This is a genomic window from Streptomyces sp. NPDC059832 (assembly GCF_042731715.1).
Classification (GTDB): domain Bacteria; phylum Actinomycetota; class Actinomycetes; order Streptomycetales; family Streptomycetaceae; genus Streptomyces.
Window position 1 is genome coordinate 20,238 of record NZ_JBHWIY010000055.1, and the last position, 14,497, is coordinate 34,734.

At 70.4% G+C, this 14,497-nt stretch carries 13 protein-coding genes; 7 read left to right on the forward strand and 6 right to left on the reverse strand.

Translation table 11 applies throughout. From position 1 onward, the window contains the following. The first annotated feature begins 18 nt into the window (after positions 1-18). The 3 genes from ACFV8T_RS42355 to ACFV8T_RS42365 are packed head-to-tail and all read left to right on the forward strand — an operon-like array spanning position 19 to position 3,622. Entirely contained in the window at positions 19-543 is a 525-nt protein-coding gene (locus ACFV8T_RS42355) for a PadR family transcriptional regulator (protein WP_266414866.1), read from the forward strand. Beyond that, entirely contained in the window at positions 540-1,226 is a 687-nt protein-coding gene (locus ACFV8T_RS42360) for an ABC transporter ATP-binding protein (RefSeq protein WP_385338415.1), read from the forward strand. The genes ACFV8T_RS42355 and ACFV8T_RS42360 overlap by 4 nt, the downstream gene beginning before the upstream one ends. Beyond that, entirely contained in the window at positions 1,223-3,622 is a 2,400-nt protein-coding gene (locus ACFV8T_RS42365; RefSeq protein WP_385338418.1) for an ABC transporter permease, read from the forward strand. The genes ACFV8T_RS42360 and ACFV8T_RS42365 overlap by 4 nt, the downstream gene beginning before the upstream one ends. Positions 3,623-3,668: 46 nt before the next feature. On the opposite strand, the gene ACFV8T_RS42370 is transcribed toward ACFV8T_RS42365, so the two are convergent. Further along, the gene (locus ACFV8T_RS42370) at positions 3,669-4,637 is read right to left on the reverse strand and encodes a hydrogen peroxide-inducible genes activator (RefSeq protein WP_385338421.1); all 969 of its coding nucleotides are present in this window, start codon (positions 4,635-4,637) and stop codon (positions 3,669-3,671) included. Positions 4,638-4,768: 131 nt separating this feature from the next. Between ACFV8T_RS42370 and ACFV8T_RS42375 the strand changes: the two genes are divergently transcribed. After that, positions 4,769-5,323, forward strand: a complete 555-nt coding sequence (locus tag ACFV8T_RS42375) for a peroxiredoxin (protein ID WP_367457093.1) — start codon at positions 4,769-4,771, stop codon at positions 5,321-5,323. 12 nt (positions 5,324-5,335) lie between these two features. Beyond that, positions 5,336-5,869, forward strand: coding sequence for an alkyl hydroperoxide reductase (locus ACFV8T_RS42380; RefSeq protein ID WP_072483998.1), 534 nt, complete (start codon positions 5,336-5,338; stop codon positions 5,867-5,869). Positions 5,870-5,957: 88 nt separating this feature from the next. On the opposite strand, the gene ACFV8T_RS42385 is transcribed toward ACFV8T_RS42380, so the two are convergent. The 4 genes from ACFV8T_RS42385 to ACFV8T_RS42400 form a co-directional block, all read right to left on the reverse strand. Then, a complete protein-coding gene (locus ACFV8T_RS42385; protein ID WP_385338423.1) occupies positions 5,958-7,421 on the reverse strand; it encodes an AI-2E family transporter in 1,464 nt (487 codons plus the stop codon). A 127-nt stretch (positions 7,422-7,548) separates the two neighbouring features. Next, entirely contained in the window at positions 7,549-8,262 is a 714-nt protein-coding gene (locus ACFV8T_RS42390) for a transglycosylase SLT domain-containing protein (protein ID WP_385338426.1), read from the reverse strand. A 390-nt stretch (positions 8,263-8,652) separates the two neighbouring features. Continuing rightward, the gene (locus ACFV8T_RS42395) at positions 8,653-9,975 is read right to left on the reverse strand and encodes a PhoH family protein (RefSeq protein WP_385338429.1); all 1,323 of its coding nucleotides are present in this window, start codon (positions 9,973-9,975) and stop codon (positions 8,653-8,655) included. Between the two features lie 400 nt (positions 9,976-10,375). After that, positions 10,376-11,137 carry an isoprenyl transferase gene (locus tag ACFV8T_RS42400; RefSeq protein ID WP_266425462.1) on the reverse strand — a complete coding sequence of 254 codons (762 nt, stop codon included), beginning with the start codon at positions 11,135-11,137 and terminating at the stop codon, positions 10,376-10,378. Positions 11,138-11,337: 200 nt separating this feature from the next. On the opposite strand from ACFV8T_RS42400, the gene mgrA reads away from it, so the two are divergent. Then, positions 11,338-12,378 carry an L-glyceraldehyde 3-phosphate reductase gene (gene mgrA / locus ACFV8T_RS42405; RefSeq protein ID WP_385338432.1) on the forward strand — a complete coding sequence of 347 codons (1,041 nt, stop codon included), beginning with the start codon at positions 11,338-11,340 and terminating at the stop codon, positions 12,376-12,378. 277 nt (positions 12,379-12,655) lie between these two features. After that, entirely contained in the window at positions 12,656-13,804 is a 1,149-nt protein-coding gene (locus ACFV8T_RS42410) for a winged helix DNA-binding domain-containing protein (protein ID WP_385338435.1), read from the forward strand. A gap of 40 nt (positions 13,805-13,844) precedes the next feature. Here the strand turns inward: ACFV8T_RS42410 and ACFV8T_RS42415 are convergent, their stop codons facing one another. Beyond that, the gene (locus ACFV8T_RS42415) at positions 13,845-14,303 is read right to left on the reverse strand and encodes a hypothetical protein (RefSeq protein ID WP_385338438.1); all 459 of its coding nucleotides are present in this window, start codon (positions 14,301-14,303) and stop codon (positions 13,845-13,847) included. Positions 14,304-14,497 lie beyond the last annotated feature (194 nt).

Consider the following 14,497-nt stretch of genomic DNA (forward strand, 5'->3'; position numbering starts at 1 on the left):
CCGTGTACAGTGCTCGGCATGTCTATCGGCCACACCCTGCTCGGACTCCTGGAGTCCGGCCCCCGCCACGGCTACGACCTGAAGCGCGCGTTCGACGAGAAGTTCGGCCACGACCGCCCCCTGCACTACGGCCAGGTCTACTCGACCATGTCCCGGCTGCTCAAGAACGGCCTCGTCGAGGTCGACGGCGTCGAGAGCGGCGGCGGCCCCGAACGCAAGCGGTACGCCATCACCGAGGCCGGGATCACCGATGTCGGCACCTGGCTCGCACAGCCGGAGAAGCCCGAGCCGTACCTCCAGTCGACGCTCTACACCAAGGTCGTCCTGGCCCTGCTCACCGGCCGCAGCGCCGCGGCCCTGCTGGACACCCAGCGCACCGAGCACCTGCGCCTGATGCGCATCCTCACCGACCGCAAGCGCAAGGGCGACCTCGCCGATCAGCTGATCTGCGACCACGCGCTCTTCCACCTCGAAGCCGATCTGCGCTGGCTGGAACTGACCGCCGCCCGGCTCGACCGCCTCGCCGTGGAGGTGGGCGCATGATCCCCGTCGGCTCCCTGCTCAGCGCCGACCGCCTGCACAAGACGTACGGCCAGACGCCCGCGCTCGACGGCGCGTCGTTCTCCATCCACGCCGGCGAGGTCGTCGCCGTGATGGGCCCCTCCGGCTCCGGCAAGTCGACCCTGCTGCACTGCCTCGCCGGAATCGTCACCCCCGACCGGGGCACGATCACCTACGCGGGCCGCGAGCTCTCCGCCATGTCGGACGCCGAGCGCAGCGCCCTGCGCCGCACCGAGTTCGGCTTCGTCTTCCAGTTCGGCCAGCTCGTCCCGGAGCTGACCTGCGTGGAGAACGTCGCCCTGCCGCTCCGCCTGGCCGGCGCCAAGCGCAAGGAGGCCGAGCGCACCGCCCGCCACTGGATGGAGCGGCTGGAGGTCGACAACGTGACCGCCAAGCGCCCCGGCGAGGTCTCCGGCGGCCAGGGCCAGCGCGTCGCCGTGGCCCGCGCGCTGGCCGCGTCCCCGAAGGTGATCTTCGCGGACGAGCCGACCGGCGCCCTGGACTCCCTCAACGGCGAACGGGTCATGGAGCTGCTCACCGAGGCGGCCCGGTCCACCAACGTCGCCGTGGTCCTGGTGACCCACGAGGCACGGGTCGCCGCGTACTCCGACCGCGACGTCACCGTGCGCGACGGCCGGACCCGCGACCTGGAGCACGCCGTATGACCCTGCTCGACCACGAGAAGGCACCGGCCGCGGCCCCGCTCCGGCCCGCCGGGCCCACCGGCATCGCCGGCTGGCTCCGCGACCTCGGCCTCGGCATCCGGTTCGCCGCCGGCGGCGGGCGCGAGGGCTGGGTCCGCACCGTACTGACCGCCGTCGGCGTCGGCCTCGGTGTGGCACTGCTCCTGACCGCCGCCTCCGCGCCGCACATGCTCCAGGAGCGTTCCGCGCGCAGCCAGGCCCGCGCCGAGAGCGATGTCCCCGGCGGGCCCGACGCACGGGCCAAGAAGTCCGACACCTCGGTGCTCCGGATCGACGCGGAGACCGAATACCGCGGCCGCACCGTCGAGGGCTGGCTGATGCGCGCGGACGGCACGCGCCCGGTCGTCCCGCCGGGCGTCGCGCGCTTCCCCGGCGCGGACGAGATGGTGGTCTCCCCCGCGCTGAAGGAGCTGCTCGGCTCCTCGGAGGGCAGCCTCCTCAGGGAACGGCTGCCGTACCGGATCACCGGCACGATCGCCGACTCCGGCCTGGTCTCGCCGGGAGACCTGGTCTACTACGCGGGCAGCGACACCCTGACCCCCGCCAACGGCGGTCACCGGATCGCCGGTTACGGCAATCCGGGCGAGGGCGAGGAGATGCCACCCGTCCTCATCGTGCTGATCATCATGATCTGCGTGGTGCTGCTGGTGCCGGTCGCGATCTTCATCGTGACGGCGGTGCGGTTCGGCGGCGACCGCCGCGACCGCCGGCTCGCCGCGCTGCGCCTGATCGGCACGGACACCCGGATGACCCGCCGGATCGCGGCCGGCGAGGCCGTGTTCGGGGCGCTCCTCGGCCTGCTGACCGGTGTGGTGCTCTTCCTGGTGGGGCGTCGCTTCGTCGGTCACATCGAGATGTGGGACGTCAGCGTCTTCCCGTCCGACCTGGTGCCCGACCTCCGGCTGACGGCGCTGGTCGTCGTCGCCGTTCCGGTGACGGCGGTACTGGTCACGCTGGTCGCCATGCGCTCGGTGGTGATCGAGCCGCTCGGTGTCGTACGCAACGGCCGCAACCGCAAGCGCCGGTTCTGGTGGCGGCTGCTGATGCCGGTCGCGGGCCTGGTGGTGCTCGGCATGACCGGAAAGGTCGGCCCGTACGCACCGGTCAATCCGTATCCGATCGCGGGCGGAGCCGTGCTGGTCCTGGTCGGGCTCGCGCTGCTGCTGCCCTGGCTGGTCGAGGCGTGCGTGAACCGGATGAACGGCGGACCGGTGCCCTGGCAGCTCGCCACCCGCAGGCTCCAGCTGAGCAGCGGCGCGGCCTCCCGCGCGGTCAGCGGCATCACGGTCGCGGTCGCGGGTGCGGTGGCGCTGCAGATGCTGTTCGCCGCGGTGGGCGACGAGTTCAACAGGATGACCGGACAGGACCCGTCGCGGGCCCAGTTCTACACGTACTCCGGGAAAGTCACCCCGGAGGCGGCCACCCGGACCATCGAGCAGTTCAAGGCCACCAAGGGCGTGGAGGCCGTCATCGGCAAGGTCGAGACGTACGTCACCCGGCCCGGCAAGTTCAAGGAGGGCGACGTCCAGCCCACCACCAGTCTCATCGTCGGCGACTGCGGGACCCTGCGCGAACTGGCCCGGATCGACTCCTGCGAGGACGGCGACACCTTCGTGGTCCACCCCAGGAAGGACAAGGAACTGTCCGACTGGGTCGACCGGACGGCCCGCAAGGGCAAGGAGGTCGCGATCAGCGACGCTCCCGGCGGCAAGGCGATGCGGTGGACCCTGCCCGCCGACTCCCCGACCGTCGAAGCCCGCCACGATCCGCTGGGCGAGGACTCCTGGGGCATCATGGCCACCACCGGCGCGATCGACCCGAGCACCCTGCCGGGCGCCACGACCCAGTCGCAGATCCGGGTCGACGAGAGCGTCAAGGATGTCGCGGAGTACGTGAGGAACACCGCGGCCAGGATCGATCCCGCGATGCGGGTCGCGTCCCTCAAGTCGGTGGCCCGTGACGAGAAGTACGCCAGCGTCCAGCGCGGCCTCCAGGTCGGCGCGACCCTGACGCTGCTGCTGATCGCCGCCGCAATGCTGGTCTCCCAGCTGGAGCAGCTGCGCGAACGCAGGCGCCTGCTCTCGGTGCTGGTCGCCTTCGGCACCCGGCGGTCCACGCTCGGCTGGTCGGTGCTCTGGCAGACCGCCGTGCCCGTGGTCATCGGGCTGGCCGTCGCCGTGGCGGGCGGACTCGGCCTGGGCGCGACCCTGATCGCCATGCTCGACAAGGAGGTCACCGACTGGTGGCTGTTCCTGCCGATGACCGGCGCGGGCGCGGCGCTGATCCTGCTGGTCACGCTGGTCTCGCTGCCGCCGCTGTGGCGCATGATGCGCCCGGACGGCCTGCGTACCGAGTGACGGAGCGGACGGAGCAAGGGGTGCGGTCCCGAGGGGCCGCACCCCTTCAGTCGCTCCGCGTGCCGGTCGTCACCCGGACCGGCAGCGCCGCCATCGCCCCCCGCAGCGCCACCGCGAACTCCTCGAACTCCTCGTGCCGCGCCGCCCCCGTCCGCATCCCCAGCGCCACCCGCCTCGACGGCGCCGGCTCCGCGAAGTACCCGGTGGCCAGCGCGTCGTTGCGGCCGGTCTCGACCGTCACCGCGGTCCGCGGCAGCAGTGTCACACCGAGCCCGCCGGCGACCAGCTGGACCAGTGTGGAGAGCCCGGCCGCGGTCGTGGTGACCGGCGCCCCTTCCGTGCGCCCCGCCTCCCGGCAGATGTCCAGGGCCTGATCGCGCAGGCAGTGCCCCTCGTCGAGCAGCAGCAGCGGCAGCTCGCGCAGCGCCTCGCGCGGAATGTCGGCACGCCCGCCCAGCCAGTGGTCCTTCTCCATCACCAGCACGAAGTCCTCGTCGAAGAGCGGGAGTTCGGTCACCCCCGGTACCCCGAGCGGCACGGCGAGCAGCAGCAGATCGAGCCTTCCCGCGGCCAGCCCCTCCAGCAGCGAGGAGGTCTGCTCCTCGTGCACCTGGAGGTCGAGCTCCGGGTAGCGCTCGTGGACCAGCCGCAGCACGGTCGGCAGCAGATACGGGGCCACGGTCGGGATCACACCGAGCCTGAGCACCCCGGTGAACGGCGCCCGGACCGCCTCGGCCTCCTCCATCAGCTCACCGACGGCCTCCAGCACCGCGCGGGCCCGCACCGCGAGCCGCTCCCCGGCCGGCGACAGCAGCACCTTGCGCGTCGTACGCTCGATGAGCTGGACACCCAGTGCCTCCTCCAGCGCCGACACCGCTCCGGAGAGCGCCGGCTGACTCATCCCGATTGCTGCCGCCGCGTCCCGGAAGTGCAGATACTCGGCGACGGCCACGAAGGCGCGCAGCTGCGACAGGCTGGGCTGTTTGGGCCTACTGCCCTGATTGCTCTGCGCCACTGATAGGCACCTCCGATCATCACGGCCGAGTGTAGCTATTTCCGTGATCAATGCACTGTGTGCCAAGGTGGACTCCGTCCAACCCTCAGGAAATCCCCCAAAAGGGAATTCCAACGCTACAAGGAGAGCGCGTGCTCACTGTCGGTGACAAGTTCCCCGAGTTCGACCTGACTGCTTGTGTCTCGCTGGAGAGCGGCAAGGAGTTCGAGCAGATCAACCACAAGACCTACGAGGGCAAGTGGAAGATCGTCTTCGCGTGGCCGAAGGACTTCACCTTCGTGTGCCCCACCGAGATCGCCGCCTTCGGCAAGCTGAACGAAGAGTTCGCCGACCGTGACGCCCAGATCCTCGGCTTCTCCGGTGACTCCGAGTTCGTGCACCACGCCTGGCGCAAGGACCACCCGGACCTGACCGACCTGCCCTTCCCGATGCTGGCCGACTCGAAGCACGAGCTCATGCGTGACCTCGGCATCGAGGGCGAGGACGGCTTCGCCCAGCGCGCCGTCTTCATCGTCGACCAGAACAACGAGATCCAGTTCACGATGGTGACCGCCGGTTCCGTGGGCCGTAACCCCAAGGAGGTCCTGCGGGTCCTGGACGCCCTGCAGACCGACGAGCTGTGCCCCTGCAACTGGACCAAGGGCGAGAGCACCCTCGACCCGGTCGCCCTCCTCTCGGGCGAGTGAGCTGACCGCGACATGGCACTCGACGAACTGAAGGCCGCCGTTCCTGACTTCGCCAAGGACCTGAAGCTGAACCTCGGTTCGGTCATCGGGAACAGCGAGCTGCCGCAGCAGCAGCTCTGGGGCACCGTCCTCGCCTGCGCAATCGCCTCGCGCTCGCCGAAGGTGCTGCGCGAGCTGGAGCCGGAGGCGAAGGCCAACCTCTCCGCGGAGGCGTACACCGCCGCGAAGTCGGCCGCCGCCATCATGGCGATGAACAACGTCTTCTACCGGACCCGGCACCTGCTGTCGGACCCCGAGTACGGGACGCTCCGGGCGGGTCTGCGGATGAACGTCATCGGCAAGCCCGGCGTGGAGAAGATCGACTTCGAGCTGTGGTCGCTCGCCGTCTCCGCGATCAACGGCTGCGGCCAGTGCCTGGACTCCCACGAGCAGGTGCTGCGCAAGGCCGGCGTGGACCGTGAGACCATTCAGGAAGCCGTCAAGATCGCCTCGGTGATCCAGGCGGTCGGCGTGACCCTCGATGCCGAGGCCGTGCTCGCCGAGTAGGACCAGCAGTACCCCTTGTACGAGAAGGGCCCCAGGGACGACCGACCGTCCCCGGGGCCCTTCTCTCTTCCGTCTGCCGCCCGTGGGCCTACTTGCCGGGCCCGTTCTTCGTGCCGCCGCCGTCGCCGTAGTCGATGTCCTCGGGCGGCGATCCCGGCGCGGGTGTCGGAGCGACGTCGACCGCGGTCGCCCCGCGCGGGGACGGCGCGTAGCGCAGCGCCTGCTCCTGCCCGTACGCCCGTAGATAGCCGACCACCGTGTTGGTGACCGCGACCAGCGGCACCGCGACGACCGCGCCGCCGATGCCGGCGATCATGCCGCCCGCGGCGACCGAGAGGACGACGGCGAGCGGATGCACCCGCACCGCGCGTCCCAGGATGAACGGCTGCAGCACATGGCCCTCGATCTGCTGCACGGCGAGCACCACCGCCAGCACCATCAGGGCGGTGAACACGCCCTCGGTGACCAGCGCGACGACCACCGCCAGCGCCCCGGAGATCACGGCGCCGACCAGCGGGATGAAGGCGAAGAGGAAGATGAAGACGGCCAGCGGCACCGCCATCGGCACATCGAGGAAGAAGATCCCGAGCCCGATGAAGATCGCGTCGATCAGCGCCACTATGACGGTGCCCCGCACATAGGCGGTCAGCGTCCGCCAGGCGCGCGGCCCGGCGCCCGCGACACCCGGCCGGGCCTGGGCCGGTACCAGCTTCAGCACCCAGTGCCAGATGCGCCTCCCGTCGTACAGCAGGAAGAGCGTCGAGAACATCGCCAGCAGTATCCCGGTGAGGACCTCCGCCATCACGGTGACGCCCTGGAGTCCGGCGGAGGTGATCTGCTCGGTGTTGGTGCCGATGGTGTCGCTGAGGTTCTTCGCGACATCGTTGATCTGCTGCTCGGTGACATGGAAGGGGCTGTCGAGCAGCCAGTGCTTCAACTCGTCGATACCGTCCCGCACCTTGTCGGAGAGGGTGTCGAGGTTGTCCATGACCTGCCAGACCACGAACCAGCCGACCAGGCCCATGATGACGAAGCCCAGGATCGCCGTGACTGCGGTGGCCAGGCCGCGCGGCAGCCCGTAGCGCCTCAGCCGGGCAACGGTCGGCTGCAGCATCGCGGTGACGAGCAGCGCGGCGACGAAGGCCAGGACCACCAGCTGCACGGCGCTGATGACCCGCATCAGCACCCAGAGGGTGCCCGCCAGGACGAGCAGCCGCCAGCCCGCCTCGGCCGCGACCCGCATCCCCCAGGGGATCGCCGCGACCGGATCGGGCCGGGCGGCGACGGAAGGGGCGTACGAGGGCGGCGGCGGCACATGGTCGGCCACGGCATCGCGCCGGGCCGCCTCGTGCGGCACGGCTGCGGAGGGTACGTCTCCGGACGGCGCGGCTCCGGCGGGCACGGCGGAGGCGGGCACCGGCAGTTCGGTCCGCGCGGACGCGTCCCCTGCGGCCTCGTCCCCCACGGCCTCGGCCCTGCGCTGCTCCAGCCGATCGCCCAGTTCGGTCAGTTCGGCACCCAGCCGGCCGAGCCACCCCGGAAGTTTCGACATGATCGTTCCTCTTCCCCCGTCTTCTCTCCCCACCGCTCCCCCACCGAGCCGACCGTACACGCGCGAAGCCCCTCACCGTAGGACGGCAAGGGGCTCTGCACGGTTGAGACCGGAACCTCGGGAGGTTCTAGTACCAGTGGTTGGCCTGCCAGAAGGCCCAGGCACCGCACGGGCTTCCGTAGCGGCCGCTGTTCATGTAGCTGAGGCCCCACTTGATCTGGGTGGCCGGGTTGGTCTGCCAGTCGGCGCCGGCGGTCGACATCTTCGAGCCGGGCAGCGCCTGGACGAGGCCGTAGGCACCGGAACTCTGGTTGACCGCCCGGTAGTTCCAGCTCGACTCGACGTTCACGATGTTGCTGAAGCACTGGAACTGGTCGGCGGGCACCATCTGACGCGCCATCGCCTGGATCTCGGCCACGGTGTACGAGCCCTGCTGGGCGAAGGAGGAGGCATTGCGGATCGAGGAGCGGCTGGCGCGCTCGGCCGCATCCTTCTCCTTCTTCTCCTTGCGCTCCTGCTCCAGCTTGTCCTCGGCCGCCGCCTTCTTCGACTTGGCGTCCTTGGCGGCCTGGATGCGGGCCGCTTCCTCCACGGACTTCTTCGCCGCCGCGTCGGCGGCGGAAGCCTGGGCATCGGCCTGCTGGGTCAGCGAGGCGGTCTGCACCTGGGCCTGCTGGCCCGCGGGGATGTCTGCGAGCAGCGTGGTGTCGGCTGCGGTCGCCTCGAAGTTGTTGTCGTCGACAGCAGGGGTGCTGCCCGAGGCAACGCCAACGACGGCGCCAACGGTGGTTACGGCAGTGGCGGATGCCACGGCGAACCCCCGGACCGAGATCCGGCTCACACGGTGTCCTTCCAGCATCGCCCGCTTAGGTGACCTCGCGGACGCAATCGTGCCCCTGGCGCTGGCCTCCCTACTGCTTGGGTCACGGGAGGCACGGGCCCGGTGGGCGACTCCCCGGAGGGAGCGCCGCGTGGTGCTCGCGGGCGGCATACGGGCGGCGATTGTTGAGTTGTGTGGTGCGTGGCACCTCTGGAGGTGCGGGTGTGCCGTATGCGGGGCCTGACGGAAGCAAGACTCTGCCGGAACGTCACGCCGGGAAGCAATTCTCTGTTGCGTGTGAAAGCTCACACCTCGTTTGGAGCAAGTGATTTTCGGAAATGGCGCCGCAACACGATGCCGCCCGACTAAGCTGCTTCGCTCGCCGGGCGGCACCAACCGTCATATCCCGTATCAGATCTGGCCTTCCTCCAGCATTTCGGTCACCAGCGCGGCGATCTGCGAGCGCTCGGAGCGGCTGAGGGTGACATGCGCGAAGAGCGGATGGCCCTTCAGTTTCTCGACCACGGCGACGACTCCGTCGTACCGGCCGACCCTGAGGTTGTCCCGCTGGGCCACGTCATGCGTGAGCACCACCCGGGAATTCGCCCCAATCCGGGACAACACGGTCAGCAGTACGTTGCGTTCGAGCGACTGCGCCTCGTCGACGATCACGAAGGAGTCGTGGAGCGAGCGGCCCCGGATGTGGGTGAGCGGCAGGATCTCCAGCATCCCGCGCCCCAGCACCTCCTCGATGATCTCGCGCCCGGCGACCGCCGAGAGCGTGTCGAAGACGGCCTGCGCCCAGGGGCTCATCTTCTCGGCCTCGGTGCCGGGGAGATAGCCCAGCTCCTGCCCGCCGACCGCGTACAGCGGGCGGAAGACCATCACCTTCTGGTGCTGCCTGCGCTCCAGGACGGCTTCGAGCCCGGCGCAGAGCGCCAGCGCCGACTTGCCGGTGCCGGCCCGGCCGCCCAGCGACACGATGCCGACGTCCTGGTCGAGGAGGAGATCGAGGGCGATGCGCTGTTCGGCGCTGCGGCCGTGGATGCCGAAGGCCTCCCGGTCGCCGCGCACCAGGCGCACATTGCCCTCGGCGGTGACCCGGCCGAGCGCCTTGCCGCGCTCGGACTGGAGGACCAGTCCGGTGTGCACGGGAAGTTCGGCGGCTTCGGGTACGTAGAGCGTCTCCTCCCCGTAGAGCAGGTCCACCTGCTCACCGGCGAGGGAGAGCTCCGACATACCCGTCCAGCCGGAGTCGGTGATGGCGAGTTCGGCGCGGTACTCCTCCGCGAGGAGGCCGACCGAGGACGCCTTGATGCGCAGGGGCAGGTCCTTGGAGACGACCGTGACGTCGTACCCCTCGGCCTGGAGGTTGCGCGCGACCGCGAGGATCCGTGAGTCGTTGTCCCCCAACCGGTAGCCGGCTGGCAGTACGCCGGGGTCGGAATGGTTGAGTTCGACGCGCAGCGTCCCGCCCAGATCCCCGAGCGGGATCGGGGCGTCGAGCCGGCCGTACCGGACCCGGAAGTCGTCCAGCAGGCGCAGGGCCTGCCGGGCGAAGTAGCCGAGCTCCGGGTGGTGCCGTTTGGCCTCCAGTTCCGTGACCACGACGATCGGGAGCACGACTTCGTGCTCGTCGAACCGGGCCATGGCGTTCGGATCGGCCAGCAGGACGCTGGTGTCGAGAACATAGGTGCGCCTGTCGGGCATGCGGCGCTTTGTGCTGGTCACCACGGAAGGACGTACCCCCTCGGACGAGGTTGGGGTGCGACGGCGTCGCGGAGCATCCCAATGGGAGAGGACGGACCGGGCTTGGGCCCCGATGCGCGGGCCGGGTACCGGCCCTCCGCGTCGGCCGCGTTGTTCGTACGGTCCTTCGTGTGCAAAGGGCCTCCCGGGCGAGCGGACTCCATGCCGCTCACTTGGACACGACGTCCGCCTGGTTTGTGACCGGACATCGACCTGTCAGGGGTATTCCCTCGAACACGCAAAGCCATGCCGCCCTGCGGCGGGCGGGTGAGCTGGGATTGGTGCCCCGGGGCACATGGGTTCGGACTCGCCACCCGTGCGGTTCCGTCCTCGAACGCCGGACGGGCCGGAGGTGACGGACGGACCCCGGGGAGTCCGCGGAGGGTCAGCCGCCGTAGCGGCGGCCCCGGGCGGCGTAGTCACGCAGCGCGCGGAGGAAGTCGACCTTGCGGAAGGCCGGCCAGAAGACCTCGCAGAAGTAGTACTCGGAGTGCGCGGTCTGCCAGAGCATGAAGCCGGACAGCCGCTGCTCGCCGCTGGTGCGGATGACCAGGTCCGGGTCGGGCTGGCCCCGGGTGTAGAGGTGCTCGGAGATCAGGTCGGTGGAGACGATCTCCGCCAGGTCCTCGAACGACGTCCCCTTGGCGGAGTGGTCCAGCAGCAGCGAGCGGACCGCGTCGGCGATCTCCTGGCGCCCGCCGTAGCCGACGGCGACATTGACCAGTATTCCGTCGACACCGATCGTGGCCTGTTCGGCCTCCTTGAGCACCGTCTGGGTGTGCGCGGGCAGCAGGTCGAGCGTGCCGACGTGGTGGACCCGCCAGCGGCCGTCCGACGCGAGGTCGCGCACGGTGTTCTCGATGATCCCGAGGAGCGGCGTCAGCTCGGACTCGGGGCGGTCGAAGTTGTCCGTGGAGAGCAGCCAGAGCGTGACGACTTCCACATCCGTCTCGCTGCACCAGCCGAGAAGTTCCTTGATCTTGTCCGCGCCGGCCTGGTGCCCCTGCGCGGCCGTGCCTCCGGACGCCTTCGCCCAGCGCCGGTTGCCGTCGAGGATGACACCGATGTGCTTGGGCACCTGGGTGTGGTCGAGGCGGGCCTCCACCCGGCGCGCGTAGAGCCCGTACACCAGGTCGCGCAAGTTCACTGAGTTCACCTCTCGGTTCCGTGCGGGCCCGCCCGCCCCCTTGCCCGGGGTCCGGGGTCGTCCCCCTGGAGATCGCCGCACCGGTCCACAGAGTCCATCGCCCCGCCGTGCTGTGGCAGTCCCCGAAGCCGCCACATTACTGCGCAGGCGGTGCACCGGCCCAACCCGGCCTGTCACAAGTCCGTGATAAGGAGAGAAACGTGACTGATTCTCCTCTCTACTACCAAGCCGCCGGATCGCGCTACGACTCGATGGAGTACCGCCGCAGCGGTCGCAGCGGTCTCAAGCTTCCCGCCGTCTCCCTGGGCCTCTGGCACAACTTCGGCGACGACCGCACGCTGGACTCCCAGCGGGCGATCCTGCGCCGTGCCTTCGACCTCGGTGTGACCCACTTCGATCTGGCCAACAACTACGGGCCGCCGCCCGGCTCCGCCGAGCTCAACTTCGGCAAGCTGTTCCGCCAGGACTTCGCCCCGTACCGGGACGAGCTGATCATCTCCACCAAGGCCGGCTACGAGATGCACCCCGGCCCGTACGGCGAATGGGGTTCCCGCAAGTACCTGCTGTCGTCGCTCGACGCCTCGCTGAACCGGATGGGGCTGGATTACGTCGACATCTTCTACTCCCACCGCTTCGACCCGGAGACCCCGCTGGAGGAGACGATGGGGGCACTGGCCTCCGCCGTCCAGCAGGGCAAGGCGCTGTACGTGGGTGTGTCCTCGTACAACGCGGAGCAGACCGCCGAGGCGGCCGGGCTGCTCAAGGAGATGGGCGTACCGGCGCTGATCCACCAGCCGTCCTACTCGATGATCAACCGCTGGATCGAGGACGACGACCTGCTCGACACCCTGGAGACGGCCGGTATGGGCTGCATCTCCTTCGTGCCGCTCGCCCAGGGCCTGCTCACCGGCAAGTACCTGGCGGGCATCCCGGAGGGGTCCCGCGCCACCCAGGGCAAGTCCCTGGATCCCGGTCTGCTCTCGGACGAGGTGGTCCGCCGGCTGAACGGGCTGAACGACATCGCCCGCCGGCGCGGCCAGTCGCTCGCCCAGCTGGCGCTCTGCTGGGTGCTGCGCGACAGCCGTATGACGTCCGCCCTGATCGGCGCGTCGAGCGTGAAGCAGCTGGAGGAGAACGTCGCGGCGCTCGGCGGACAGCCGCTGTCCGCCGAGGAGTTGAAGGAGATCGACACCTTCGCCGTGGACACCGAGGGCACCAACATCTGGGCCGGACGGGGCTGACGGCGGGCGGTTCCGCGGGGCCGGTACGCGGCCGGCCTCGCGGGCCGACAAAAAACGGGCCGGTCCGTGGGGGGGGATACGGACCGGCCCGAGGGGGGGTTTCCACCATAACCCTTCGTAAGTGATGCTGCGCGCCACGCCACTCCACAATCACTCTCCGAATTCACCGGACTCCGTTGTGCGCACATCGTCCGGTTGACGTCCGGGGCGCCGCCGAACGCCTTCGGGCCGCCCTTCAGGACAGGAACTGTCCTGAAGGGCGGCTAGCTTCCCCGTCATGACCCGAACCGCATCCGTGACCTGGACCGCCGCGAACGCCCGCCGGATGGCGCGCCAGGGGCTCACCGCCCCCGGTCGCCTCGGCCCCGCCGACGTGGTCGGTACGCTGCCGGCCGCGCACGCCCAGGTGCTCTCGGCCGCCGAGCTCTCCGTCGGGCTGCGGACGACGGGCGTGACCCGTGCCGGGGTGCGCGACGCGCTGTGGAAGGACCGCACCCTGGTCAAGACCTTCGGGCCGCGCGGCACCGTCCATCTGCTGCCGATGTCCGAGCTTTCCCTGTGGACCGGTGCGTTGTCCGCGCTGCCGGCCGGGCGCAACCCGTTCGCCAAGGACGCCCGGATGACACCGGATCAGGTCGAGGCGGTGCTCGCCGCGATCGAGGAGGCGCTGACCGGGGCCGAGCTGACCGTCGACGAGCTCTCCGAGGCGGTGGTGGAGCGGGCCGGGGCGTGGGCGGGGGACCTGGTGATGCCCGCGTTCCAGGGGATGTGGCCGCGCTGGCGGCAGGTGATGCATCTGGCGGGCCACCGCGGTGTGCTGTGCTTCGCACCGGATCGCGGCCGCAAGGTCACCTACACCCGCCCCGGCGTCGTACCGCTCGACGGACCCGAGGCCCTCGCCGGTCTCGTACGCCGCTATCTGCACACGTACGGACCCGCCACGCCCGCGCACTTCGCGAAGTGGCTGGCGCTGTCTCCCGCCTGGTCGGCGGAGCTCTTCGCGGGGACGGCCGCGCGCGGGGAGATCGAGCAGGTGACGTACGAGGGCGGGCCGGCCTGGGTGGTGGCGGGCGACACCGGCTTCCCGGCGGAGCCGGTCCGCGGGGTGCGGCTGCTCCCCTACTTCGACGCCTTCCTCATCGCGTCCCAGCCGCGCGAGCAACTCTTCCCCGGTGTGGCGTACACGCGGGCGCTGGCGGGCGGCCAGGCGGGGAACTTCCCGGTGCTGCTGGTCGACGGCACGGCCGCCGGGGTGTGGCACCAGCGGCGTTCGGGCCGCCGGATCGCGGTCACCGTGGAGCCGCTGGCGCCGCTGACGGCCGGGCAGCTGCGGGAGCTGGAGGCGGAGGTGTCACGGGTCGGTGAGGTGCTGGAGGGGAACGCGGAGCTGACGGTGGGCAAGGTGACGGTGGGGGCGCACGCGTAGAGCATGCGCAGGGGCACGTGACGGTGGCCGCGGGCGGCGCTCAGGTGGTCGCCGGTGCGCCCCGGTGGCCCCGGGTGAAGCGGATCGCCACGGTGTCCCCGCCGATGACCACGAAGCTGCCGCCCTCGCAGCGGATGACGGCCTCGCACACCTGGCCGTTCTCGTCCCCGCGTTCCTCGGTGCGGGTGACCGTCCAGCCGCCGTCGGGCGGCTGCGGCAGGCTCGACACGGTGGCGAACTCCCACTGCCCCGACGGTACGCACCAGCCGGGCAGCCGCGGCCAGGCACCGGGCCCGACCCGCAGGGTTCCGTCGGAGGCGCAGGTCAGAAGCAGCGACTGGCCGTCGGCCAGCAGGAATTCGACGGCCTCCGGCTCCCCCAGCCGTCCCTCCGGGCGGTAGAAGACACCGAGCACTCCGATGATCCGCGCGCCCCTGAGCCAGTCGGCCCTCCCCTGCCGCGGGACCCGCGGCGTTTCCTCTTCGTTCCCCACCCTCATGGCCAAATCCTTCCCCAGGAGTTCACTGTCCAGGGTCGCATCCTCCGGCCGTGAGCGGCGGGTGCGACTCAGAGGCTGTCGGGTGACCTCGGATCGGATAGCGGACGCGGTCTGGTGCGTGCGATTCCAAGGCGGAGGAGGGAGGCGACGCGGAGCGTCGTCGACCGACGACAACGCGGGAAGCGTGCGTGCCA

What these genes read in the sequence shown, in the direction of transcription:
- ACFV8T_RS42360 (WP_385338415.1), top strand. Translation starts at nt 540, where the DNA reads ATGATCCCCGTCGGCTCCCTGCTCAGCGCCGACCGCCTGCACAAGACG.
- ACFV8T_RS42385 (WP_385338423.1), bottom strand. Translation starts at nt 7,421, where the DNA reads ATGTCGAAACTTCCGGGGTGGCTCGGCCGGCTGGGTGCCGAACTGACC.
- ACFV8T_RS42355 (WP_266414866.1), top strand. Translation starts at nt 19, where the DNA reads ATGTCTATCGGCCACACCCTGCTCGGACTCCTGGAGTCCGGCCCCCGC.
- ACFV8T_RS42415 (WP_385338438.1), bottom strand. Translation starts at nt 14,303, where the DNA reads ATGAGGGTGGGGAACGAAGAGGAAACGCCGCGGGTCCCGCGGCAGGGG.
- ACFV8T_RS42380 (WP_072483998.1), top strand. Translation starts at nt 5,336, where the DNA reads ATGGCACTCGACGAACTGAAGGCCGCCGTTCCTGACTTCGCCAAGGAC.
- ACFV8T_RS42410 (WP_385338435.1), top strand. Translation starts at nt 12,656, where the DNA reads ATGACCCGAACCGCATCCGTGACCTGGACCGCCGCGAACGCCCGCCGG.
- ACFV8T_RS42365 (WP_385338418.1), top strand. Translation starts at nt 1,223, where the DNA reads ATGACCCTGCTCGACCACGAGAAGGCACCGGCCGCGGCCCCGCTCCGG.